This is a genomic window from Devosia sp. Leaf420 (assembly GCF_001425445.1).
Classification (GTDB): domain Bacteria; phylum Pseudomonadota; class Alphaproteobacteria; order Rhizobiales; family Devosiaceae; genus Devosia.
The window spans coordinates 356,719-380,030 of the sequence record NZ_LMQU01000009.1; the positions used below are offsets into that span (position 1 = coordinate 356,719).

The 23,312-nt window shown below is 61.8% G+C and carries 24 protein-coding genes and 1 tRNA gene; 13 read left to right on the top strand and 12 right to left on the bottom strand.

Features of this window, described 5'->3' with window-relative positions; all coding sequences use genetic code 11:
• Position 1 precedes the first annotated feature (1 nt).
• Genes ASG47_RS06310 through ASG47_RS06320 form a run of 3 tightly spaced genes read left to right on the top strand, consistent with a single transcriptional unit; the run spans position 2 to position 3,205 of the window.
• On the top strand, positions 2 to 451 hold the full coding sequence (locus ASG47_RS06310) for a MarR family winged helix-turn-helix transcriptional regulator (protein WP_082460807.1): 450 nt from the start codon (positions 2 to 4) through the stop codon (positions 449 to 451).
• Between the two features lie 4 nt (positions 452 to 455).
• Complete coding sequence (locus tag ASG47_RS06315; protein ID WP_061907873.1) at positions 456 to 1,595, top strand: HlyD family secretion protein; 1,140 nt, start codon at positions 456 to 458, stop codon at positions 1,593 to 1,595.
• A gap of 47 nt (positions 1,596 to 1,642) precedes the next feature.
• Entirely contained in the window at positions 1,643 to 3,205 is a 1,563-nt protein-coding gene (locus tag ASG47_RS06320) for a DHA2 family efflux MFS transporter permease subunit (protein WP_061907874.1), read from the top strand.
• Between the two features lie 73 nt (positions 3,206 to 3,278).
• On the opposite strand, the gene ASG47_RS06325 is transcribed toward ASG47_RS06320, so the two are convergent.
• From ASG47_RS06325 to ASG47_RS06335, 3 genes are all read right to left on the bottom strand, one after another.
• Positions 3,279 to 3,557, bottom strand: coding sequence for a hypothetical protein (locus tag ASG47_RS06325; RefSeq protein WP_200913565.1), 279 nt, complete (start codon positions 3,555 to 3,557; stop codon positions 3,279 to 3,281).
• Between the two features lie 95 nt (positions 3,558 to 3,652).
• The gene (locus ASG47_RS06330; RefSeq protein ID WP_061907875.1) at positions 3,653 to 4,033 is read right to left on the bottom strand and encodes a TIGR02301 family protein; all 381 of its coding nucleotides are present in this window, start codon (positions 4,031 to 4,033) and stop codon (positions 3,653 to 3,655) included.
• Positions 4,034 to 4,237: 204 nt separating this feature from the next.
• Complete coding sequence (locus tag ASG47_RS06335; RefSeq protein ID WP_061907876.1) at positions 4,238 to 4,639, bottom strand: NUDIX hydrolase; 402 nt, start codon at positions 4,637 to 4,639, stop codon at positions 4,238 to 4,240.
• Between the two features lie 64 nt (positions 4,640 to 4,703).
• Between ASG47_RS06335 and ASG47_RS06340 the strand changes: the two genes are divergently transcribed.
• On the top strand, positions 4,704 to 5,447 hold the full coding sequence (locus tag ASG47_RS06340; RefSeq protein ID WP_061907877.1) for an SOS response-associated peptidase: 744 nt from the start codon (positions 4,704 to 4,706) through the stop codon (positions 5,445 to 5,447).
• Between the two features lie 133 nt (positions 5,448 to 5,580).
• On the opposite strand, the gene ASG47_RS06345 is transcribed toward ASG47_RS06340, so the two are convergent.
• Positions 5,581 to 6,138: a hemerythrin domain-containing protein gene (locus ASG47_RS06345; protein WP_061907878.1), complete on the bottom strand. Its 558-nt coding sequence runs from the start codon at positions 6,136 to 6,138 to the stop codon at positions 5,581 to 5,583.
• Positions 6,139 to 6,252: 114 nt separating this feature from the next.
• Between ASG47_RS06345 and ASG47_RS06350 the strand changes: the two genes are divergently transcribed.
• Positions 6,253 to 6,543 carry a type II toxin-antitoxin system Phd/YefM family antitoxin gene (locus ASG47_RS06350; protein ID WP_061908092.1) on the top strand — a complete coding sequence of 97 codons (291 nt, stop codon included), beginning with the start codon at positions 6,253 to 6,255 and terminating at the stop codon, positions 6,541 to 6,543.
• Positions 6,527 to 6,910: a type II toxin-antitoxin system VapC family toxin gene (locus ASG47_RS06355; protein WP_061908093.1), complete on the top strand. Its 384-nt coding sequence runs from the start codon at positions 6,527 to 6,529 to the stop codon at positions 6,908 to 6,910. The genes ASG47_RS06350 and ASG47_RS06355 overlap by 17 nt, the downstream gene beginning before the upstream one ends.
• Positions 6,911 to 6,918: 8 nt before the next feature.
• On the opposite strand, the gene ASG47_RS06360 is transcribed toward ASG47_RS06355, so the two are convergent.
• A complete protein-coding gene (locus tag ASG47_RS06360; protein ID WP_061907879.1) occupies positions 6,919 to 8,346 on the bottom strand; it encodes an FAD-binding oxidoreductase in 1,428 nt (475 codons plus the stop codon).
• A gap of 242 nt (positions 8,347 to 8,588) precedes the next feature.
• Here ASG47_RS06360 and ASG47_RS06365 point away from each other — a divergent pair, with 242 nt between their 5' ends.
• Together ASG47_RS06365 and aroC are read left to right on the top strand one after the other, a co-directional pair.
• Positions 8,589 to 9,230: a histidine phosphatase family protein gene (locus ASG47_RS06365; RefSeq protein ID WP_162243227.1), complete on the top strand. Its 642-nt coding sequence runs from the start codon at positions 8,589 to 8,591 to the stop codon at positions 9,228 to 9,230.
• Positions 9,231 to 9,292: 62 nt separating this feature from the next.
• Complete coding sequence (gene aroC, locus ASG47_RS06370) at positions 9,293 to 10,408, top strand: chorismate synthase (protein WP_061907881.1); 1,116 nt, start codon at positions 9,293 to 9,295, stop codon at positions 10,406 to 10,408.
• Between the two features lie 32 nt (positions 10,409 to 10,440).
• Here aroC and ASG47_RS06375 read toward each other — a convergent pair whose 3' ends face one another.
• Complete coding sequence (locus ASG47_RS06375; RefSeq protein WP_061907882.1) at positions 10,441 to 11,355, bottom strand: MBL fold metallo-hydrolase; 915 nt, start codon at positions 11,353 to 11,355, stop codon at positions 10,441 to 10,443.
• 89 nt (positions 11,356 to 11,444) lie between these two features.
• Here ASG47_RS06375 and ASG47_RS06380 point away from each other — a divergent pair, with 89 nt between their 5' ends.
• Positions 11,445 to 12,059, top strand: coding sequence for a biotin transporter BioY (locus ASG47_RS06380; protein WP_061907883.1), 615 nt, complete (start codon positions 11,445 to 11,447; stop codon positions 12,057 to 12,059).
• 47 nt (positions 12,060 to 12,106) lie between these two features.
• On the opposite strand, the gene ASG47_RS06385 is transcribed toward ASG47_RS06380, so the two are convergent.
• Complete coding sequence (locus ASG47_RS06385; RefSeq protein ID WP_244487046.1) at positions 12,107 to 13,162, bottom strand: DNA topoisomerase IB; 1,056 nt, start codon at positions 13,160 to 13,162, stop codon at positions 12,107 to 12,109.
• A gap of 120 nt (positions 13,163 to 13,282) precedes the next feature.
• On the opposite strand from ASG47_RS06385, the gene ASG47_RS06390 reads away from it, so the two are divergent.
• The gene (locus ASG47_RS06390; RefSeq protein WP_156351773.1) at positions 13,283 to 13,618 is read left to right on the top strand and encodes a hypothetical protein; all 336 of its coding nucleotides are present in this window, start codon (positions 13,283 to 13,285) and stop codon (positions 13,616 to 13,618) included.
• A gap of 87 nt (positions 13,619 to 13,705) precedes the next feature.
• Here ASG47_RS06390 and ASG47_RS06395 read toward each other — a convergent pair.
• The 5 genes from ASG47_RS06395 to ligD all read right to left on the bottom strand — a co-directional run bounded on the left by ASG47_RS06395 (position 13,706) and on the right by ligD (position 20,175).
• Positions 13,706 to 13,782 (bottom strand) — tRNA-Pro (locus tag ASG47_RS06395).
• A gap of 85 nt (positions 13,783 to 13,867) precedes the next feature.
• Complete coding sequence (locus ASG47_RS06400) at positions 13,868 to 14,863, bottom strand: GDP-L-fucose synthase family protein (RefSeq protein ID WP_061907886.1); 996 nt, start codon at positions 14,861 to 14,863, stop codon at positions 13,868 to 13,870.
• An 8-nt stretch (positions 14,864 to 14,871) separates the two neighbouring features.
• Positions 14,872 to 15,999, bottom strand: a complete 1,128-nt coding sequence (gene gmd / locus ASG47_RS06405; RefSeq protein ID WP_061907887.1) for a GDP-mannose 4,6-dehydratase — start codon at positions 15,997 to 15,999, stop codon at positions 14,872 to 14,874.
• 149 nt (positions 16,000 to 16,148) lie between these two features.
• Positions 16,149 to 17,459, bottom strand: a complete 1,311-nt coding sequence (locus ASG47_RS06410; RefSeq protein WP_061907888.1) for an MFS transporter — start codon at positions 17,457 to 17,459, stop codon at positions 16,149 to 16,151.
• A 175-nt stretch (positions 17,460 to 17,634) separates the two neighbouring features.
• Positions 17,635 to 20,175, bottom strand: coding sequence for a DNA ligase D (gene ligD, locus ASG47_RS06415; RefSeq protein ID WP_061907889.1), 2,541 nt, complete (start codon positions 20,173 to 20,175; stop codon positions 17,635 to 17,637).
• 151 nt (positions 20,176 to 20,326) lie between these two features.
• On the opposite strand from ligD, the gene ASG47_RS06420 reads away from it, so the two are divergent.
• The 3 genes from ASG47_RS06420 (at position 20,327) to cofE (ending at position 23,311) form a co-directional block, all read left to right on the top strand.
• Positions 20,327 to 21,328 carry a TIGR03842 family LLM class F420-dependent oxidoreductase gene (locus ASG47_RS06420; RefSeq protein ID WP_061907890.1) on the top strand — a complete coding sequence of 334 codons (1,002 nt, stop codon included), beginning with the start codon at positions 20,327 to 20,329 and terminating at the stop codon, positions 21,326 to 21,328.
• 145 nt (positions 21,329 to 21,473) lie between these two features.
• Positions 21,474 to 22,472 carry a glucose-6-phosphate dehydrogenase (coenzyme-F420) gene (gene fgd / locus ASG47_RS06425; RefSeq protein WP_061907891.1) on the top strand — a complete coding sequence of 333 codons (999 nt, stop codon included), beginning with the start codon at positions 21,474 to 21,476 and terminating at the stop codon, positions 22,470 to 22,472.
• 11 nt (positions 22,473 to 22,483) lie between these two features.
• Positions 22,484 to 23,311 carry a coenzyme F420-0:L-glutamate ligase gene (gene cofE, locus ASG47_RS06430; protein WP_061908094.1) on the top strand — a complete coding sequence of 276 codons (828 nt, stop codon included), beginning with the start codon at positions 22,484 to 22,486 and terminating at the stop codon, positions 23,309 to 23,311.
• Position 23,312 lies beyond the last annotated feature (1 nt).

Genomic DNA, 23,312 nt, shown 5'->3' on the forward strand with positions numbered 1-23,312 from the left:
GATGAAAAGCATGGAGACAGCGCCGATTTTTTACCTGATCCACGAGGTGTTCCGGGCCTTCCGCCGGCAGCTCGAGGAGCAGACGCGCGGCAATGACCTGACGCTGCCGCAATGGCGCACGGTGACCAAGCTCGGGCGCGAAAACGGCATGTCGCAGGTGGCGCTGGCCTCGGCGCTCGATACCGACCCGATGACCATGAGCAGCATTTTGAAACGCCTGACCGAGCGCGAACTGGTGCAGCGTGAGCCGGACCCGCAGGACGGACGCGCAAAGATCGTGACGCTGACGCCGGAAGGCCGGGCGCTGTTCTCCCAGGTCGAGGGGATGGGCGTCGAACTCTACAAGACGGCCATTGCAGGCATGGCGCCGACCGAGACCGCGGCCCTGATCGAAGGGCTTGCCAGAATTCGCGATAATCTGAGCGGCGGCGACGCCGAGACCAAGGACTGACCCGATGAACGCCCACGCAAAAGAACCAAAGCCCGGCGAAGCCACCCCTGTTGCTGCCAACGAGGTCACGCCGCCACTGCCACCAACCGAACCTGCCAAGAAGAAGCGCCGGCCAGGCCGGCTGCTGCTGATGGTCAGCGTGCCCGTGCTGCTGGTGGCGGCGGGTGGTTATTTCTACCTGACGGGCGGACGGTTTGAAGAAACCGACAATGCCTATGTGCAGCAGGCCAAGGTTGCCCTTTCGGCCGATGTCGCTGGGCGCATCACCGAAGTGGATGTGGCCGAGAACGTGATGGTGCATGCCGGGGACGAGATCTTTGCGATCGATCCCGAGCCCTACCAGATCGCGCTCGAACAGGCCAATGCGGCGCTGGGCACGGCGCGCGTCAATGTGGAACAGCTCAAGGTGGCCTATGCGACGGCGACCAAGGCGCTGAACGCGGCCAATCAGGTTCTGGCCATTCAGCAATCCAAGTTCGACCGGCAGGATACGCTTGTGACCCAAGGCATTGCCTCGACGGCAACGCTTGATGATCCCAAGCTTGCCTTGCAGCAGGCGCAGAATGCGGTTTCGACGGCGCAGCAGCAGGTGGATAATGCGGCGGCAGCGCTCGGCGGCAATGCCGATATCGATACCGATGCGCATCCGGCGGTGAAGACGGCGCTGGCGGCTGTGAGCCTGGCGGAACGAAACCTGAGCAAGACCAAGGTTGTGGCCGTGACCGATGGCGTCATCAGCCAGGTGGCGAGCCTCAATGTCGGGCAGTTCGTCGCGGCCGGCACGACCATTGCGAGCCTTGTCGAAACCAAGGCGAGTTGGGTGGAAGCCAATTTCAAGGAAACTCAGCTTGCCGGCATTCGCGTCGGCATGAAGGCCGAAGTGGCGGTCGACGCTATTCCGGGCAAGCCGATCGAAGGCACGGTGACCAGTATCGGCGCGGCGACGGGCTCGGAATTTTCGCTGATCCCGGCGCAGAACGCGACCGGCAATTGGGTCAAGGTGACCCAGCGCATTCCCGTGCGCATCGATTTTGGCGACGCTGTGCCGGCCGATCTGCTGCGCTCGGGCATGAGCGCGGTGGTCAGTGTCGATACCGGCGCCAATACGCTTGAGCGCATGACGGGCGAAGCAAAGCCCCTCTGATGTGACGGGCCCACGGGCCCGCCTCCATTTCTCCCAAGGAGGCCAAGATGGCCGAAGCGATTTCCCAGCCCGCACTTGTCGTTAAGAACAAGGGCATGCTCACCCTGGCGCTGATGCTGGGCACCATCATGCAGGTGCTCGACACAACGATCGCCAATGTGGCGCTGCCGCATATGTCGTCCTCGCTCGGCGCCTCGCAGAACGAAATCACCTGGGTTCTTACCTCCTATATCGTGGCGGCGGCGATCGCGACGCCGCTGACGGGCTGGATGAGCGACCGGCTGGGGCAGCGGCGGCTGTTTCTGTTCGCGGTGATCGGGTTCACCGTTGCTTCGGCGCTGTGCGGTATTGCCTCAAGCCTGCCGGAAATGGTGATTTTCCGCGTGCTGCAGGGCATTTGCGGCGCCATGATCGCGCCTTTGGCCCAGACCGTGCTGCTCAACATCAATCCCAAGGAGCGCATCGGCCAGGCCATGGCCATCTATGGCATGGGCATCATGGTCGCGCCGATCATCGGGCCGTCGCTGGGCGGCTGGCTGACCGAGACTTTTGACTGGCGCTGGGTTTTTCTCGTCAACGTGCCGGTGGGCGCGGTGTGCGTCGCCATGCTGATGCTGTTCATGCCGCAGACCGAGATCAAGAACCGGAGTTTCGACTTTTTCGGCTTCGGCATGCTGGCGCTCGGCGTCGGCGCGCTGCAATTGATGCTCGATCGTGGCGCCGAGAACGACTGGTTCCAATCGATCGAAACCTGGATCGAACTGGGGCTCGTCATCACCGGCATCTGGGTGTTTCTCGTACACTCGCTGACAGCCAAGCAGCCGTTTGTTGATCTAAAAATGTTCAAGGATTTCAACTTTTCGCTCGCCTCGCTCCTGATGGGCGTGATGGGGATCACGCTGTTTTCAGGGCTCGCGCTCTTGCCGCCCATGCTGCAGAACCTGATGGGTTATTCGGTGATTTTTACTGGGCTGCTGATGGCGCCGCGCGGTGCGGCAACGCTGGTGGCGATGATGATCGTGGGGCGCACGAGCGGCAAGGTCGACCCGCGGATCGTCTTGCTGATCGGCGCTTTGCTGATGAGCTACTCGCTTTACCTGATGACCGGCTTTAGCCCCGATATGGACTATTGGCCGGTGATCATCACGGGGGCGCTGCAGGGCTTTGGCATGGGCTTTTTGTTCGTACCGCTCTCGACCATGGCCTTTGCCACCATTGCGCCGAGCGTGCGCGCCGATGCGACGGCTATGTTCGCGCTGGTGCGCAATATGGGGCAGGGAATCGGTATCTCGTTGGTGTCGGTCGTGCTCTCGAGCATGATGCAGGTGAACCATGCAGAGCTCGCCGAGCGGCTGACAGTCGACTCCATGGCCGTGCAGACGCAGATGCCGGGGCTGATCGCGGGCAATGGGCAGATCATCGCGGTAATCAACGGGCTCGTGCAGAAGCAAGCGGCCATGCTCGCCTATCTCGACGATTTCTGGCTGATGCTGATCCTGAGCCTGGCGTCGATCCCGCTGATCCTCTTGCTGCGGGGCGCCAAGAAGAGCGCCAAGCCTAAGACCAAGGAAGAGCTGGCGATCGAGCGCGCGCACGCGATGGCGGAGTAGGGGTTACCCCACCCAACCTCCCCCTGGTAGGGGGAGGAGCGCGCCGGTGGCCGGCGCGGCTGAGGTGATAAAACTACTGGAGAATGCGCTCGAGGTTATATTCGCCGGTGCGGATGCGGTCGGGGAGTTGGGCCACGAGGTCGGCCGTGGCTTCGTCGCCATGCATGCGCACGAAAGTGGCGAGCGCGGCAAAGAGCGAGGCGTGGGCGAGGGAGGCGGGTTCGAGACCATCTTCCTCGGCGCTGTTCCAGGCCTCGGCCAGATATTCGAGGGCGATCTGGCGCTCGACCTGACCCTGCTCGAAGGGGCCCTGGCCGGAAGCCGGCGCAAAAATGGATTTGGTGGTGCTCATAAGGGGTTCCGTAGCACGCACCCCGTCCGATGGCGCGGCAGAAGTAAGCCGAAGGTTAACGCGGAGTAGGCAATTGCAGGCTTTCGCCGCCCTGCCTATTCGGCAAAACGCGTATGAATGCTCCGGGCCAATTGCTGGGCTTCGACCATCAGCCGCGACAGCGCTTCGCGCGAGGCCGGCGTGCAATGGCGGTGGAGGCGGGAAAAGCCGGTATAGCCGGAATTGAATGCACCGGCGAGGCGCTGGCGACGGTCTTCATCGGGCTCATCTAGAGAGATCAATTCGGACATTTGCGCGCGCCAATCCTCGCTGCCGGCTTCGCAGAGCGGCTGGAGGTAATAAAGGCTCCCCATGACCTCGGCGAGGCGCTCCATCTGGCGCTGATAGGGCGGATCGACGGCGAGGGTTGGGGTCGTGAGGGTTAGGGCGAGAAGGAGGGGGGCGAGGGTTTTTTTGAGGATTGTGCTTGCTGTCACCCCCTCCCAGCCTCCTCGCCTCAAATCGCTCCACTGGAGCGATTTGCCCTGCGGTCCGGCTCGGAGCCCCTCAAGGGGGAGGTGCAGGCCGGTGATCTTGACCAGAGAGCGCCCCAAACGCGATGCCGCACCTCCCCCTTGATGGGGGAGGAGGGAGGGGGTGGAGCCACGCGCTTGGAGGTTAGGCTTGATCATGCCCGCCTCTTACCAGCTTTGGCCCAAAATTTTAAAACACTCTTTGATCACGTCATCGAGGCGCGCGGTGGTGCGGAGGGCGAGGAGCATGCCTGGGTCGGCCCATTTGTGATCGAGGATTTCGCTCGAGGGTTTGACCGTGCCGACATAGTCGGTGGTGGTGAAGACGGCGAGGCGATAGGTGCCGTCCCGGCCGAGTTCCTGGGTCATGACGTGGCGCGGGTTGCGCACGGTAAGGCCAAGCTCTTCCTGCACTTCACGGATGGCGCATTGCTCGATGGTTTCGTTGACCTCAAGGCGGCCGCCCGGAAAAGTCCACAAGTTCTGGTAAGGCGGCAGGGCGCGCTTGATGAGCAGGATTTTGCCGTGGCGTACGATGCCGACGCTGGCGGCATTGGGGAGAGCGGTCATGGCCCGAGCAGTTTGCGATTCGTCTGCAATGACATTACCTCGTGAGAAGTAAAGGAGACACGCCATGTGCGGACGCTATGCGGCGACTTTGCCGCCCGAAATGATGGTCGAGCTCTTCAAGATCTTGAAAGAGCTGCCCATGGTGCCGCGCTACAATATTGCGCCGACCCAGCCCATCGCCGCCATCTGGGAAGAGGGCGGGCAGCGCGAGGGACATTTTGCGCGCTGGGGGCTCGTGCCGCGCTGGGTGAAGGACCCGCGCGAATTCCCGCTGCTGGTCAATGCGCGGGCCGAGACCATGCGGGAAAAGGCGGCGTTTCGCGATCCGCTCAAGCACGGGCGCTGCATCGTGCCGGCGAGCGGTTATTATGAATGGCATACGGGGCCAGACAAGAAAAAGCGGCCCTATTACATCACTCGCGCCGACGGGCAACCGATGGCGCTGGCGGGGCTTTATGCGACCTGGAGCGGGCCGGAGGGCGAAGAGATCGACAGCGTTGCGACCATTACCGTCGCGGCCAATGCGCAGCTTTCAGCGATCCATGATCGCATGCCGGCGATTTTGATGGATGAACGGCAGATCGACGATTGGCTCAATGTGCGCGAGGTGCGCGCGGAGGAAGCGGCGCAGATGGCGCTGCCGCTCGAGGACGGGGTGCTGAAATTCCATCCGGTGTCGACGCGGGTCAATTCGGCGCGGGACGATGATCCAGGGCTGATCGAGGAAGTGACGGAGGAAAAGCCGGAGCCGGTGGCTGTGAAGCCTAAGAAGGTTGCCGGCGGTGGTGGGCAGATGGATTTGTTTTGAGGTCCCCTCTCATCCGTCTCGCCCCTTGGGCGAGCCACCTTCTCCCCGAGAGGGAGAAGAATAAAAGAGGGGCACCATTCCTCTCCCACTTGGGGAGAGGGTGGATCGCGCGAAGCGCGAGACGGGTGAGGGGCTACATAATCTCAAAATATCCCAGCGCATCGCCCATGGCCTCTTCTTCCCAGCCGAGGTGGGAGAGGAGTACGCGTTCGAGGGCGTGATAGATGTCGCGGGCGTCGGTGAAGCGCGTTTCGCTTGGTTCGGTGGCGAGCGCGTTGAGGGCCTCGACAAGACGCTCGAGCAATTCGTGGACGACGACATGTTCCGCAGCCAGCCGATCGGCGATGGCCTTGAAGGCAGGGCCTTGTTGGGCGAGCACGGGAAAGAGGTGCTGATCCTCGATCGTGTGGTGGGTGTCGACAATGCCGCAATGCTGGCCGCAAAGATTGCCGAAGCGCCGATAGTTGGCGACCATGGCCATGTCGCTGGTTTCGGCAGCGATTTCGGCCGGGCTTACCTGCCGCGCATTGGCCCGCTCGATCAGCTTGCCGAGGGTTTTCATATTGTCGCACAGATGATCGTGGATCATGCGCAGGTGGTGACCGGCCTGACGCTGACGATTGGTCAGATTGGGCAGTGTAGGCACGGGCGGACGCGTGGCGTCGTCGAGAAAATTGATGTTGAGGAGCATAACCGAAAGATGGGGCGCTCTGGCACGCGGAGCAAGAAGGCACAAGGGAGTGACCGACTTGTAAAAATGTGTGGGCAGGCTTACCTTAGCCAAGCTTAGCTAAGGGTGATGGCAATGACGATGGTCAATATGCTGGAGGCCAAGACGCAGCTGTCCAAGCTCGTCGAGGCAGTGGAAAGCGGCGCGGAAGCCGAGATCATCATTGCGCGCAATGGCAAGCCGGCGGCGCGGATCGTGCCGATCGTCGCTGTGCGCCAGCCGATCCTGTTTGGCTTGGCCGAAGGCAAGTATGACCCGATCGACTGGGATGAGTGGGATCGGCAAAGCGTCGAAATCGCCAAGATCATGCTGGAGGGCGAAATCTTCCCGCCGGCTAAAGGCGATGATGATGCGTCTGCTGCTTGATACGCATGTGGCAATCTGGGTTGTTATGGACCCAAAGAAAATTCCCCAGCATATTCGCCGGCTGATGAGCCGGCCCGATAATGAAGTGCTGGTTTCGGTTGTTTCCCTCTGGGAAATTGCCATCAAGTTCAGCAGGCGCGGGCACATGCCTTTTTCGGGGGAGATCGCGAGGCACGAATTTGAAGCTGCCGGTCTTCAATTGTTGAACGTATCCGCTGAGCATGCCGTGGCCGTAGACGGCCTCGCTATGGCCCATGGTGACCCATTCGACCGGCTTATCCTTGCTCAAGCCCTCTCTGAGGGCATTCGCTTGTTGACACATGATGCGGCGCTCGCCGGGTATAGCGACTCCATCATCACCTGGTGATCTACAATTTATGACGGCTCAGAGCCGAGCATCTTCCCAGGATTGAGAATCCCGTTGGGATCGAGGGCCGTCTTGATCGAGCGCATCATCTCGAGCGCGACGGGGTCTTTGACCTGCTTCAACAGATCGACTTTGAGCTGGCCGATGCCATGTTCGGCGGAGACCGAGCCGCCGAGTTTGAGGACGGTGTCGTAGATGACCTCGTGCACGGCCTCGTCATATTCGGCCATGAAGGCTTTGGGATCGGCGCCGGCGGGTTGGGAAAAGTTGAAGTGGATATTGCCGTCGCCCATGTGGCCGAAGGGGACGGGGCGGATGCCAGGAGAGACGCGTGCCGCCGCGGCGGAGCCTTCGGCAATGAGGACGGGAACGGCGGCGATGGGCACGGACACGTCGTGCTTGATGGAGGCACCTTCCTTGGATTGGCACTCGCTCATCTGTTCGCGGAAGGTCCACATGCGGGTGCGCTCGGCGAGGGATTCGGCGAGCGTCGCATCGGTGATGAGATCGCGCTCGAAGGCGTTTTCGAGGGCCGATTGCAGGGCGCCGGGTTCGGTGCCGGCCATCCGCGTGACTTCGATCAGCGCATACCATGGCGAGGGGCTGGCGGTGGGATCGGCGTCGAGCATGCCGTGGCGGAGTTGGAAATCGAGACCGATCTGGGGGATGAGTTCGAAGGCATTGAGGCGACCGCCGAGACGCTGGCGCATAAGCTGGAAGAGGGTCAGCGCGGCATCGGGCGAGGCGACGTTGACGAGGGCGGTTTCGTGGTCCTCCGGCAGCGGGAAGATTTTGAGAGTTGCGGCCGTGATGATGCCGAGGGTGCCCTCTGCGCCGACGAGCAGGTCCTTGAGATCGTACCCGGTATTGTCCTTTTTGAGGGCATTGAGGCCCTGATAGAGACGGCCATCGGCGAGGACGGCTTCGACGCCCATGGTCAATTCGCGGGCATTGCCATAGGCGAGGACATTGACGCCGCCGGCATTGGAAGAGAGGACGCCGCCGATGCGGGCCGAGCCTTGCGAGGCGAGCCAGAGCGGGAACATGGCGCCCTGAGCTTCGGCGGCTTTGTGGGCGTTTTCGAGGATGACGCCGGATTCTGCGGTCATCACGCCGGCGGCGGTATCGAGCGCGCGGATGCGATCGAAGCGGGCGAGAGATACGATGACCTCGCTGCCTAGGAGCGGTACCTGGGCGCCGACGAGGCCGGTATTGCCGCCCTGGGGGATGATGCCGACGCGGTTTTCATTGGCCCAGCGGAGGAGGGCTTGGAGGGCGTGAACGTCGGGTGGGATGACGACGGCGGCAGCGGGCGTGTGGAACCGCTTGCGCGGCTCCTTGACATAGGCGTCCATTTTTTGCGCATCGGTGATGACCGCATCGTGCCCCATAATGGCGGAGAGACCGCTGGCGATTTCGCTTTGTGACAGGGACATGGGGCCTCCGGAACGGCGCGCAGGATGGGTGATCTCATCTGCCACACACTGACGCCGGATGCCAGAAAGACGTGGCGGGCATGGCACATTCCCGTTTCTGCCTCTGGCATGATGAGGCAAATCGGGTACGGTACCGCCGGGTTCGGGATTTGCGCGAAGAGCGGTTTCGGCCTGGAACGGGCGAATTGGCGTTCGTTTCGACTCTAGTCCAAGGTCGCGCCGTTTTTGGCGCGTTTATGCGCATGACCACCCCCGACTGGCCCGATTTCTACTTTGCCCGGCACGGCGAAACCGACTGGAACCGCGAACGCCGATATCAGGGCAGCATGGACATTCCGCTCAATCGGGTCGGGCAGCTGCAGGCCGATGCCAATGGCGTGTTGTTGCGGCAATTGTTGGAGCAGGATGGCGTCGATCCCGCTTCGCTCAACTGGTTTGCCTCGCCGCTGAGCAGGGCGTCGGAAACCATGGACCGCATGCGGGCGGCCTTTGATGTTGAATTGCCGCCGGTGATTCATGATCCGCGGCTGATCGAGATTTCATTCGGCGATTTCGAGGGCATGTTGCACGCGGAAGTAGCGCAGAAATATGCGGCTTTGTCGCCCGGTGAGCGCGACGAGAGCTATTGGGCGTTCCGGCCGAATGGCGGCGAGAACTATGATGACGTTTCGGCGCGACTTGTCGATTTCGCGCATGATCTGACCCATCAAGCCGTCGTCGTTGCGCATGGCGGCGTGTTGCGCGTCTTGCGGCATCTGGTCGAAGGTGCGCCGCGCGGGGATGTGCTGAATTGGCCGCCGCCGCAGGGTGTCATCGCGCATTTTGCCAAGGGCCGGATGACGCTGCATGCGGCAGAGAATAGCTGGGATTCCGCTTCTGCTTGAGCATGGCGATTGACCTCAGGGGGTGGGCTTTCTAGAAAGCCCACAACCCAAGGGGCTGCGCCATGTCTTTCAATACGTTCGGGCATCTTTTCCGTTTCACCACCTGGGGCGAGAGCCATGGGCCGGCGCTGGGCGTGGTGGTGGACGGGGTGCCGCCGGGCATTTTGCTGACGCCGGAGATCATTCAGCGCGATCTCGATCGGCGGAAGCCGGGGCAGAGCAAATATACGACGCAGCGGCGCGAGGATGACGCGGTCAAGATCCTGTCGGGCGTGTTCGAGGACGAGCGCACCGATGGTCCGCGGACGACGGGGACACCGATTTCGCTCTTGATCGAGAATACGGACCAGCGATCCAAGGATTATTCCGATATCCGCGACAAGTATCGTCCGGGCCATGCCGATTTCACCTATGACCAGAAGTACGGCATTCGCGACTATCGCGGTGGTGGGCGCACTTCGGCCCGCGAGACCGCGGCACGCGTTGCGGCCGGCGCGGTGGCGCGTCAGGTGCTGGCGGGCGTGACGATCCGCGCGAGCCTTGTGCAGGTTGGGCCGCACAAGATCGACTACAAAAATTTCGATTGGGATCAGGTGGGGGAGAACCCGTTTTTCTGCGCCGATGCCAAGGCGGCGGAATTTTGGGCGGATTATCTTGATGGCATTCGTCGGGATGGCAACTCCGTAGGGGCAGTGATCGAGGTAGTGGCCGAGGGCGTGCCGGCAGGCTGGGGCGCGCCGGTCTATGGCAAGCTGAGCGCGGACCTGGCCTCGGCGATGATGAGCATCAATGCGGTCAAGGCCGTCGAGATCGGGGATGGCTTTGGCGCGGCGGCGCTGACGGGGGTAGAGAATGCCGACCAGATGCGGGCGGGCGAGGGAAAGCCGTATTTCCTATCCAATCATGCCGGGGGGATCTTGGGTGGGATTTCCAATGGCGATCCGATCGTTTGCCGCTTTGCGGTGAAGCCGACATCGTCGATCATTACGCCGCGGCAGACGGTGACCTCGGCCAATGAGGATGCCGATATCATCACCAAAGGGCGGCATGATCCCTGTGTGGGTATTCGCGCCGTGCCGGTGGGTGAGGCGATGATGGCGCTGGTGCTGGCAGATCATATGTTGCGGCATCGCGGGCAGACCGGGCGCGAGGGGGCTGTGGGTTTCCAGCGGAACTGACACCTCTCCCCGTGGGGATAGGTGAAGAGGGCTTAGGCCAAAGCCAACCGCATCCCCAAAAAACCGCGTTTCACTTTCAGCGCGCCGCGCTGTTCCAGATATTCGACGTGCGCCGCCATGGTCATCCGGGCGGCCGTACGGATCTTTGCGGGCTGGGTCGGGTAGATTACTTTCACCACCGCGCCGAGAGTCTTCGCGCCGTTGCCGACGGCGGCGAGCAGTTGGTCGTTGCGCATTTGCCGGTGCCCTTTGAGCGCCTCAGCATGGCCTCGGCCGTCCTCAATAGGGCCACCGTGGGCAGCGTGAAAATGCCGATACGGCAGGGCGATGACTTTGTCGAGGGAGGCGAAGTAATCGGCCATGGAGCCATCGGGGACGGCGACGAGGGTGGAATTCCAGCCCATGACGTGATCGCCGGATAACAGAATATCGTGTTGGGGTAGGCCGAAGGCGAGGTGGTTGGCGCAGTGGCCGGGGGTCGTGTGGACGGTGAGCGTCAGATCGCCGGCGGTGATCGTTTCGTCATCGGTGAGAGTGCGGTCGGGCTGCAAATCCCAATCGCAGGAATTCTTGATCGGGTTGCGCTCGAAGCGGCGAAGTGGGCGCGAGAGGCGGTGGGGGCCGCCGAACCAGAGCGGGGCCTTGTAGCGCGCCGCAACTTTTGCAGCGGCGGCGCTGTGGTCGCGATGGGTGTGGGTCAGGAGAATGGCCGAGACCTCGCGGTCGGCGATGGCGCGGTGGAGCGATTCGAGATGGGCGGTGTCGTCAGGCCCTGGATCGAGAATGGCGACGCGATTGGTGCCGAGGAGAAAGCTATTGGTGCCGGTAAAAGTATAGGGCGACGCATTGGGCGCTGTTATGCGCGTGAGGCCGGGCGCGAGCGCGATGCCGGCGCCGACCTTAGGCGAGAACTGCGTATCGAATGTGGGAGGAGCTTGGGGAGCCATTGCGCCTGGTATCGTGACAGAATAGAACGGGGGTACCGAACACGGACGGTTGATCGACCCGGCCGTGCTCTCAGCTAGAAAGGTATGAAATGGCCGTCACTTTGACCACGCCCAATACGCTGCTCGGTGCATTCCAGCCCAAGTCCAATGCAGCCAAGCTGGCGACCAATCTCACGACTGTCGTGCTCGGCACGCTTCTGATCACCCTTGCCGCCAAGATCAATGTTCCGGTCTGGCCGGTTCCGGTGACCCTGCAGGGTCTTGCCATCGCCGCGCTTGCTGCCGCTTTCGGCACGCGTATCGGCGTTGCGACCGTTGCTCTTTATCTCCTCGAAGGGGCGATGGGCCTGCCCGTTTTCGCGACCGGCGGCGGCCTGCCTTACCTGATCGGGCCCACCGGTGGCTTCCTTCTCGGCTTCCTCGTCATGGCCGGCATTATTGGCTATGCCGCTGACCGCGGCGCTTCATCCAAGCCTCTAACTCTGTTCGGTGCCATGCTGGTCGGAGAAGTTGCGCTCTTTGCCATTGGCTTTGCCTGGCTGCTGACCCTCTCGGGCAATGCCCAGTGGATCGACCAGACCAATGTCGTCGCCTCGGCCTGGGCCAAGGCGGTTCAGCCATTCATCGTCTGGGATATTCTCAAGATGGCTCTGGCTGCGCTGACCGTGACCGGCGCCTGGAACGTTTTTGGCGCCAAGCGCTAACACGAACCGATCTAGAATATGTGGGCTGGCCTGCAGGCCGGCCCTTTTTATTTGTCCGCTGAAAGGCATTTGAGGAAGGCGAGGGTGCCAAGCTCCTCCTCGTCGAACCATTCGATCGGGCGCAGGCGCTTTTCGGGCAGCAGTTTTCCCTCTTCCCAATGCTCGAAAACTGCCGGGTGAATATAGCTCGAGCGGCAGACGGCGCGGGTATTGCCGAGCTTACTGGCGACCTGATCGATCACGCCGGTGACGAACCGTTTCTGTCCAGCCTTGGTTTCGGGAACATCGGTGCCGCAGAGAAGGCCATACGCCCGGACAGTCGCCGCCCAAGTGCGGAAGTGCTTTGAGGAAAAGCCTTCGCCTGCATGTTCGGCGATGTAGTCGTTGATGTCGCGCGAACTGATGGCGTGAAAGCCGTTTTCGTCCTCATATTTGAAGAGATGCTGGCCGGGCAGGTCCTGCATGGATTTGACGAGGCGGGACATGCGGCGATCGACGAGCTGCAGGTTCCAGTCCTTGCCCGACTTGCCCTTGAAGCGGAAATTGATGGCCTGGCCACTGATATCGACGTGCTTGCGGCGCAGCGTCGTCAGGCCAAAGCTCTTATTGTCGCGCGCGTAAGCGGGATTGCCGACGCGAATAAGGCTATTATCGAGGAGCCAGACGACAGAGGCAGCGACCCGATCGCGGCCAAGGCTGCGCCGACGCAGATCCGCATCGACCTGGGCCCGGAGGTTTGGCAGGACCTGGGCGAAGGCGAGGAGGCGACCAAACTTGTTGCCGGAACGATGCGCGGTCCAATCGGCGTGATAGCGATATTGCTTGCGGCCGCGCTCGTCGCGACCGGTGGCCTGAATGTGGCCATTGGCCTCGGCGCAAATCCAGACATCGGTCCAGGCGGGCGGGATGACGAGAGCCTCGATCATTTTTCGCTGCTGCGGCGTCGGGGCTTCCCCGTCGGCATCGACATAAGAAAAGCCTTTACCGCGGCGGAGACGCGTCCACCCTGGATCGCAATCGGAAGAAAAGCAAAGGCCGGGCGGGGGCGCCGCAACGATTTCATCGGCCCGCATTCTGTCCCAAACTGGTCCCTGGCTGCGCATCGTGGTCTCCATCGTCCGTCGCCAGAAATGCGGCGGTGCGGTTGCGAGTTCCTTGATTCACATGCGAAGGCGAGGAACGAAAAAGTGTGCTCGCACGTCTTTGGGCAGAGCGAGGTGAAGATGAGCGCATATCGAAAAATTGGCGTGGGCGAAGATGCCGGTGACGCCGTGACGGTCGGGATCGAGGAAAACGCCGACGGCCGGGTGGTGGCGGCGGTCTGGTGGCCATCGCGCGGCGATGTCGATGCCGATGAGGCCGATTATGACACTGTCGACGAGGCCCTCAAGGCGGCAGAGGCAGCCAAGGCCCTGCATGGATTTCCCGAAGTGGTCGTGACGCTGCAACGCGACGAACTCTGGCAGCCGCGTTGGGGCACGCTCAATGACGGTGTGGCACTCGACGATGCGGAATCGTTTGAATTGGCGCGCGCGATGGAAGCAAGCCGCGACGCCTGATGCGTCGTTGCGGCGGCTTTTGCGCACCTGAGAACTTGGAGAAAGCAAAACGGGCGCCGCCGAAAATTCGGCGACGCCCGTTGCTATTGGTCGGAGTAGAGTGATTCGAACACTCGACCCCCTGCTCCCGAAGCAGGTGCGCTACCAGGCTGCGCTATACTCCGTCAGGAATTGCATCGCTCGGGAATGCGCGGGTAAAACCCGTCGCGGCGCGATGTGGCGGCGTTATAGCCAGAGACGGGCAAGGGTTCAAGCGCTTCCCGCACGCTTTTCTTCGATATCCTTAGCGGCAGGACCGCTACGCGGCTCGACAGCAGAATGGGCGAGAAACCAGCGATAGGTCAGGGTGATGCCGGTCTCCAGATCCACGCTGGGCGACCAACCGAGTTGGCGGAGCCGGGTGCTGTCGAGAAGCTTCCGCGGCGTGCCATCGGGCTTGGACGGATCGGGTAGGATCTCGCCGGAGTAGCCGATAATCCGGGCGATCGTATGCGCCAGATTCAAGATGCTGATATCGTCGCCGAAGCCGACATTGATTGGCTCCCCACTGGAATAGGCCTTGAGGAGAAAAACGATCGCATCGGCGCAATCATCGGCATGGAGGAACTCGCGGCGGGGCGTGCCGGTGCCCCAGATGGTGATGGACGGCGCGGACGCCAGCTTGGCTTCGTGAATTTTTCGGATGAGCGCGGGGAGGACGTGGCTCAAGAGAGGATCGAAATTGTCTGCGGTGCCATAGAGGTTGGTCGGCATGGCGGCGATATAGTCGCGGCCATATTGGGCGCGGAAGGCCTGGACGAGCTTGATGCCGGCGATCTTGGCGATGGCATACCATTCGTTGGACGGCTCAAGCGGGCCCGTGAGGAGCGCATCTTCGGATATGGGCTGCGCCGCGAGGCGCGGATAGATGCAGGAGGAGCCGAGGAAGAGCAGGCGATCGACGTCATTCGAGTGGCCCGAAGTGATGATGTTGGTGGCTATAAGAAGGTTGTCGGCGAGGAATTCGGCGGGCCGGGTTTGATTGGCAAGGATGCCGCCGACGGTTGCGGCCGCAATAATGATGGCGTCAGGGCGGCTGTCATGAATAAAGCGATCGACCGCTGGTTGCTGCCGAAGATCGAGCTGGGCGCGGGTCGCGGTTACGAGCGTGCAGTTTTCACGCTGGAGGCGGCGGACGAGGGCGCTGCCGACGAGGCCGGTATGCCCGGCGACCCAGATGCGTTTGCCGGAGAGATCGAACGGCATGGCCCACCTCAATCTGCAAGGCTGACGGGGAGAGCGAGGCCATGCGCGCTGAGAAGGGCGTGGCGTCGCGCGGCTTGATAATCGGCCTCGACCATTTCCCGGCACATTTCGCGGGCAGTGATCAGCGGCGTCCAGCCGAGCTTATCGCGTGCCTTGCTGGCATCGCCGAGAAGCGTGTCGGTTTCGGCGGGACGGAAGTAGCGCGGATCGACTCGGAGGATGATGTCGCCCGTCCGCACTTGCGGCGCGAGGTCGCCCTGGATGGCGGCGATGACGCCGACTTCGTTTTCTCCGGAGCCGGAAAATTCGAGCGTGATCCCGAGATCGGCGGCGGCCCAGATGATGAATTCTCGCACCGAATATTGCTGGCCGGAGGCGATGACGAAATCCTCGGGCTCATCCTGCTGCAACATCATCCACTGCATGCGGACATAATCGCGGGCATGCCCCCAATCGCGCAGGGCGTCGAGATTGCCGACATAAAGACAGGGCTCGAGGCCGAGGGCGATATTGGCAAGGCCGCGGGTGATTTTACGCGTGACGAAGGTTTCGCCGCGGCGCGGGCTCTCATGATTGAAGAGAATGCCATTGCAGGCATAGAGGCCGTAGGCCTCGCGATAATTGACCGTCATCGCATAGGCATAGAGCTTGGCCACCGCATAGGGCGAGCGAGGATGGAAGGGCGTCGTCTCGCGCTGGGGAACTTCAGCAACTTTGCCGAAGAGTTCGGACGTGGAGGCCTGATAAAAGCGTGTCTTCTTTTCGAAGCCGAGAAAGCGGATGGATTCAAGGAGGCGCAGCGTGCCGAGGCCGTCGATATCGGACGTGTATTCGGGCGCTTCGAAGGAGACTTTAACGTGGGACTGGGCGCCGAGATTGTAGATTTCGTCTGGCTCGACATCGCGGATGATGCGCGTGAGGCTGAGCGTATCGGAGAGATCGCCATGATGGAGGGTGAGGCCATCGGCCTGGCTGTGTTGATCGCGATAGATATGGTCGATGCGCTGAGTATTGAACTGCGACGAGCGCCGCTTGATGCCGTGAACGCGATAGCCCTTATCGAGCAGGAATTCGGCGAGATAGGAGCCATCCTGGCCGGTAATGCCGGTGATCAAGGCGACTTTGTTTGAACGCATACTGAACCCTTCGCTCGGCAACACAAATTGCGCGAGAGGGCAGGTCGATGTCTTCTTGTTATTGTTTAAATTCAGTCATGCCCCTCGCAATACAGTGAGCGGCAAATACTTTGACGTGACAATACGTAGTTTCTGAAGTCCGTGTGTCGCTAGTGCAGCGCTTGCTGGCGGGTTTCGGCATCGACGAACCAAGCTGCAACGGCGCCGAGGAGCAGAAGGGCAGCAAATAGGGCTATGGCGAGGCTGAAACTCTGGACGAAAACGAGGCCCATGAGCGAGGGCGCGAGAAGGCCGCCGAGGCGAGCCATGGCACCGGCCGCGCCCATGCCGGTGGCGCGGGAGACCGTGGGGTAGAGTTCGGGCGTGAAAGCATAGAGCGCGCCCCAGGTGCCGAGAAGGGCAAAGCTCATGAGGAGGATTGCGGAGCCGAGAAGGGCGCCGTCGCCAGCGATAAGGAAGAGGGCGCAGCCGGCAGCGCTTAGAAAGAGGAAGCCGATCAGGGTGGGCTTGCGGCCCACGGCTTCGACGCCCCAGGCGGCGAGGGCGTAGCCGGGGAGTTGGGCCAGGGCGACGAGAACGAGGAAGCCATAGCCGCGGACGTAGCCGAAGCCGTCTTGCGCGAGACGGGCGGGCAGCCAGGTGAAGACGCCGTAGTAAGAGATCGAGACGAGGAACCAGACGGCGAGGATCGCGACCGAGCGGCGGCGGAGGTCGGGCGAGAAAATGCTCTGCTTGGGTGGCTGCGGCGGGGCGTCGATGACGGCGTCGGCGGGGAGCGCGGATTTGCCGTTGGTCGTCAGAATGGTGTCGAGGACGGATTTGAGCGCCGGTTGGTCGCCGCGGCCAAGGAGATAAAGCGGGGATTCCGGGACCCAGAGGCGAAGCCAGATGCCGATAAGGGCGGGCAGGGCGGTGACGGCAAAAATCCAGCGCCAGGAATCGGTCGGCATATAGATGCTGGCGGCCCAGGCAGCGAGGGCGACGGCGACAGTGCCGACGGCCCAAAAGCCTTCGAGGATGACGAGCCAGCGGCCGCGATTTTTGGCGGGCAGGAATTCGGCCATCATCGCATAATCGACAGGCAGGGTGCCGCCGACGGCAATGCCGGTTAGGAAGCGGAAGAGGAAGAGCAGGAAGAGGTTGGGCGCGAGAACCGAGAGGAGGCCGAAGATGGCATCGCAGGCGACGGTGATCAGCAGCACGCGGCGGCGGCCGAAGCGATCGGCGAGGCGGCCGAAAAGGCTCGCGCCGATCAGCATGCCGAGGAAGAAGAGCGTGCCGATCTGGAGGGCTTGCGGGACAGAAATGTCAAAGCTTGCGGCGATCGAGGCACTGGTGAAGCCGACGGCGAGGACCTGCATGGCGTCTGCGGCCCAGACGAGGCCAAAAATGCCGAGAAGGCGGCGCTGGAAGCGGCCGGCGCCGGCTGTATCGAGAACCTGTTCGACTGTGTAGGCCATGATCACTCCCCCGTGATGCCCGGGGTTTACGCTGAAGTGGCTTGGGTGGGAAGGGTGAATGGAAGCGGGTGCAGGGATTAGAGGAAGGCCCCCTCACCCGACGCGTTGCGTCGACCTCTCCCCCAGAGGGAGAGGTGGTGGGTACCTCGATGACGGTGACTAGGCCTGACCGGCTTTAACACAGTTTTCCCTTCAACGATTGCTTGATTTTAAAATAATCGGGCCAGGGGTTGTCGTTTTTGGCGCGGCTCGCGGCAGCGTCGAGGGAGAAGAGGTTGGCCGCCTTGAGGGTTTTGACTTCGTCCCAGGAGACGGGCACGGCGACGGGGGCGTTTTCGCGGGAGCGGGCGGACCAGGGGGAGATGGCGGTCGAGCCGCGTTCGTTGCGGAGATAATCGATGAAGAGCCGGCCCTTGCGCTTGGCTTTCGACAGATTGGCGGTGAAGCGATCGGGTTCGTCGTCGGCAAGGCCTTGTGCAAAGCTCTTGCAGAAATCCTTGACCTCCGGCCATTCGACCTCGGGCTTTAAGGGCACGATAACGTGGATGCCTTTGCCGCCCGAGACCATGGGATAGCTCTTGAGCTTCTTGTCCGTGAGGCGCGCGGCGATCTCTTGGGCTGCAGCGATGACGGCGTCGAAGCCAAGTCCTTCGTCGGGGTCGATATCGAACACCAGACGATCGGGCTTTTCCACGGCCTGCCGGCGCGAGCCCCAAATGTGCCACTCGAGCGCATTCATCTGCGTCCCGGCGATGAGACCGGCGAGATCGTCGACGTAAAAGTAGTCCTGTTCCTCGCCATCTTTCTCCGTGATCGAGGTCGACTTGATTTCGTCAGGGAAGCCGCCGGTGTCGTGCTTCTGGAAGAAGCAATATTTGGCGCGACCTTGGGGGCAACGGACAAGGCTGAGCGGCCGGTCTTTGATATGGGGCAGCATGACCTCGGCGACCGCTTCGTAATAGGCGACGAGATCGGCTTTGGTGATGCCCTGGCCGGGAAAAACGACGCGGCTCGGGGAGGTCAGACGGACGCCGAGGCGCTCGGCGACTTCTTCGCCATCGTGCTCCAACGGCTCGGGCTTTTCCATTTTTACGTCCTTGGCGGGTTTGTCGCCGCGGAGGCCAATAAAGCTGGGATGGCGGAGGATGTCGTCGCCGGTCAATTCGGTATAGGCGATCTCGGCGACCAATTGCGGCTCTACCCAATGAGCGCCGCGGGCGCGTTCCTTGGGGACGGCCTCGAAGGGGTTGGTCTTGCGCGCGAGTTTTTCGAGCTTGGCGTCCATCTCGACGAGCAAATTGTGGGTGAAGCCGGTGCCGACACGGCCGCGATAGAGCAGCTTGCCGTTCTCCCAAGAGCCGAGGAGCAGCGAAGCGAAGCCTTTGCGCTTAGTGGAGGGCGACCATCCGCCGATGACGAATTCTTGGCGTTTTAGGCATTTGATCTTGAGCCAATCGCGATTGCGTTCGCCGCGATAGGGGGCGTCGGCGCGCTTGGCGATGACCCCTTCGTGGCCATCCTTGCACAGCGCATCGAGCACTTTTTGGCCGTGATCGCGGACATGGGACGAATACTGGATCGGGTCGTTGCGAGCCGATTTACCGAGGAGCTTTTCGAGCCGCGCCTTGCGTTCGAGAAGCGGCAGTTTGGTGAGGTCCCGCCCATCGGCTTCGAGGATGTCGAAGGCGAAATATTCAAGCCGTCCGCCATCCGCGAGGGTGTTCTTGAGCGTCGTGAAATCGGTGCGGCCTTTGGCGTCGAAGGCGCAGACTTCGCCATCGATTAGAGCTGAGCCGATCTTGAGCTTTTGCAGTGGCTCGACGAGAGCGCCGAACTGTTCGGTCCAATCCAGGCCATTGCGGGTGAACAGCCTGACGCTATCGCCCTCGACCGAGGCAAGGCAGCGATAGCCATCATATTTCATCTCGAATAGCCAATCCTTGCCGGCAGGGACGCTGTCGACGAGAGTGGCGAGCTGGAGGGGACGGAAGGCGGGTGTCTTGCCGCTATCCGCCTCAGCCATGATACGGGTTTTCTGGTCGGCTTTTTCAGCCTCTTCGGCATCGGAATGCCAGACGGCGTCGGGCTTGACCTTGCTTGCTTTTGCCGTCGCCGCGCCGCTCGCAATCTGCTTGAAATCGCGGGTCGTGGCCACCGAACGGGTAAAGCGCGTGGTCAGCGTATCCTTGTCCCGCGCATAGGAATCGCGGTGTTTGATGAGGAGCCAGTTTTCGCGGTCAGGGCCCGATTTGCGCTTGGTGTCGCGGCCCTTCATATGGACGAGGACATATTCGCCTTTGAGGCGCTCGCCATAGATGCGCATCTTGAGGTCGCCGTTTTCGAGGCCCTCATGCGGGTCTCCGATCGGCTCCCAAGTGCCACGATCCCACAGCATGACGGTGCCGCCGCCATATTCGCCTTCGGGGATGGTGCCTTCGAAGCCACCATATTCGAGAGGGTGATCCTCGACCCGGACCGCGAGGCGCTTATCCTCAGGATTGTTAGAGGGACCTTTGGTGACGGCCCAGCTTTTGAGGACGCCATCGAGCTCGATGCGGAAATCATAATGAAGGCGCGTCGCGTCGTGTTTCTGAATGACGAAGCTGCCGCGCTCGGACGTTTTGCCTGTGGCCCCGTCACCGGCGGGTTCTTGGGTCTTGGCGAAATTGCGCTTGGCTTTGTAGTCCTTCAGCAGGTCTTGCGCCTTGGCGGCCATGATCAGCTCCCGACGGTCCGTTGTGTCGATTCAACGTCGATAAAGCGACCGCGTTCCGGCGCATAAAGGCCAGTTGACAATCACCCCGCGCCGGTCAAAATTTGACTGACTGGTCAAATTTCTTGACCGAAGGAAACGTGGGGACGGGACTATGGAATTCGGCATTACCTTCAAGGGTTTCGTGGATGCGGAACGCGCGCGTTATCTGGTCCGCGCTGCCGAATTCGCCGGCTTCGATTATTGCTGGTTCTATGATTCACATATCTTGTGGCGTGACTGCTACTCGGCCATTGCCATGTGCATGGAGCATACGCAGAAGATGCGGTTCGGGCCGCTGGTGACCAATCCGGACGTGCGCGACTGGTCGGTGGCGGCGTCGATCTTCGGCTCGCTTTCCAAGCAAAGCGGCGGTCGGTTCGACCTCGCGGTGGGCCGCGGCGATAGCTCCATGCGCGTCATGGGCAAGAAGCCGGCGACGCTGAAGCGCGTGGCGGAATTTATCGACAAGACTAAGGCCATGGTGCGGGGCGAAGAGGTTTCCTATGGCGAAATCCCGGCGCCGGTGAAGTTCCCATGGGCGGTTGGCCACGACATGCCGAGCTGGATCGCCGCATATGGCCCGCTGGCGCTGAAGACCGCGGGTGAGAGCGCCGAGGGCGTCGTGCTGCAGATCGCCGATCCCGGCCTCTGCAAGTGGTTCACCGACCAGTGCATCGAAGCGGGCACTGCGGCGGGCAAGGATATGTCGAACTATCGCTCCATGGCGGCCGCGCCGGCTTACTTTGGCGACAAGAAGCGGGCGATTGAGAAGGTGAAGTGGTTCCCGGCGATGGTGGGCAACCATGTGGCCGATATCGTCGAGAAATATGGCACGGAGAGCGGCAAGGTGCCGGCGAGCTTGACGAGCTATATCGAGAAGCGCCGGGGCTATGATTATTCCAAGCACGGCCAGGCGGATAACCCGTTCCTCGATTTCATTACCGATGATGTGGTGGAGAGTTTCTGCGTGCTTGGTGAGCCCGACGAGCATATCGCCAAGGTGCGCGAGCTCGAGGCGGCTGGTGTCACGCAGTTCAATATCTATCTCGATAGTGGCGATGAAGAAGAGATCATTGCCGGTTATGGCAGGCATGTGATCCCGGCTTTTCGGTGAGGTTTGACCCCCACCTAACCTCCCCCTGACAGGGGAGGGATCTGCGGGTGGCTTAAAGTCGGCGCGGCAAGAACGGATTTGTCCCTCCCCTTAGAAGGGGAGGCTAGGTGGGGGTGCTCACCGAGCTTCGGAGGAGACCAAAAGAATGCGGTTTGGATATAAGGCTTCGGCCGAGCAGTTTTCGCCCAATAAGCTTCTGCAGTTTGCCGTCGAGGCGGAGCAGGGTGGGTTCGACTCTGTGTTCGTCAGCGATCATTTTCAGCCTTGGAAGCATACCGATGGCCATGCCCCTTTTGCGCCGGCATGGATGGCGGCGGTGTTGGCGAAGACGGAGCGGATTTCGCTTGGGACATCGGTGCTGACGCCGACATTCCGGCTGCATCCATCGGTCGTGGCGCATGCCTTTGGCACTCTTGGGGCGATGTTTCCGGGCCGGGTTATTCTCGGCGTCGGAACGGGCGAAGGGCTGAATGAAGTGCCAGCGACCGGGATTGAATGGCCGGAGTTGAAGGAGCGGTCGGCGCGGTTGCGCGAGGCCATAAAACTAATCCGGCAGCTTTGGAGCGAGGATCGGGTCAGTTTCGAGGGGCAGTATTACAAGACTGTCAACGCGACGATCTATGACAAGCCCGACGAAATGGTGCCGATCTATATCGCGGCAGGCGGGCCGCTGAATGCGAAATTTGCCGGGCGCGAGGGGGATGGCTTCATCTGCACCTCGGGCAAGGGCGCGTCGCTCTATGTCGACGAACTGCTGCCGAACGTGGCGGTTGGGCGGCAGGATTCCGCGCGGGCGGATAAGCCCTATGAGCGGATGATCGAGGTGAAGGTGTCGTTCGATACCGATGCTGAACGGGCGCTGGAGGACACGCGCAACTGGGCAGCCCTGTCGCTCTCGGCTGAGGAAAAGCACTCGGTGCAGGACGCCGAGGAGATGGAAAGGCTTGCCGACCAATTGCCGATCGAGCGGGTGGCAAAGCGCTGGATCGTGTCAAGCGATCCCGATGAGCACGTGGCGCAGATCAAGACCTATATGGACTATGGGTTTGACCATCTGGTGTTTCATGCGCCGGGGACGGACCAGAGCCGGTTTCTGAGCCTTTATGCCAAGGAAATCCTGCCGCGGCTGAAGGCGCTGGTCTGAGGGAGACGATGATGTCGGTGCCAACATACAGCGTTTGGGGCGTAACCGGCATTCCCGAGATTGCCGAGGGCGATGATCTCGTGGCGCTGATCGCTGCGGCGATTGCCGAGATGGGGCCGGAACATGCGCTGGTCGATGGCGATATTCTGGTCGTGACCAGCAAGATCGTCTCGAAAGCCGAGGGGCGGCAGGTGCCGGCCGCGGATCGGGAAAAGGCCATCGCCGATGACACGGTGCGTGTCGTCGCCGAGCGCGTGCATCCGGGCGGGGTGACGCGGATCGTCGAGACCAAGCAGGGCATGATCATGGCGGCGGCTGGGCTCGACATGTCCAATGTGCCGGAGGGCTTTGCGCTGAAATTGCCGGAAGACCCGGATCGGTCGGCGCGGGCGCTGTGCGAGGGATTGCGGGAGCGGTTCGGGATCGAGCTTGCGGTTATTGTGACCGACACGGTTGGGAGGCCATGGCGCGTGGGGCAGACGGATCTGGCGATCGGCGCCGCAGGGCTGCAACTGACGGACGATCTGCGCGGGGCCAATGACGCCAATGGACGGCCGCTGCATGTGACGGTGGCGGTGGTGGCCGACGAATTGGCGGGGGCGGCGGACCTCGTCAAAGGCAAGACGTCGGGCATTCCTGTCGCTGTGGTGCGCGGCATGGGGCGGTTGGTCGCCGGGCTCGATGCGCCGGGGGCGCGGACGCTGGTGCGGACTGGGGACGATGACATGTTCCGCTTCGGTTCGGCCGAGGCCTATCGGCTGGGCTATGAAGCGGCGATGGCGGAATTGAAGAGCGGTACGATTTCTCACGAGCGCTCGAACGCGCAAAAGCAGGACTAAG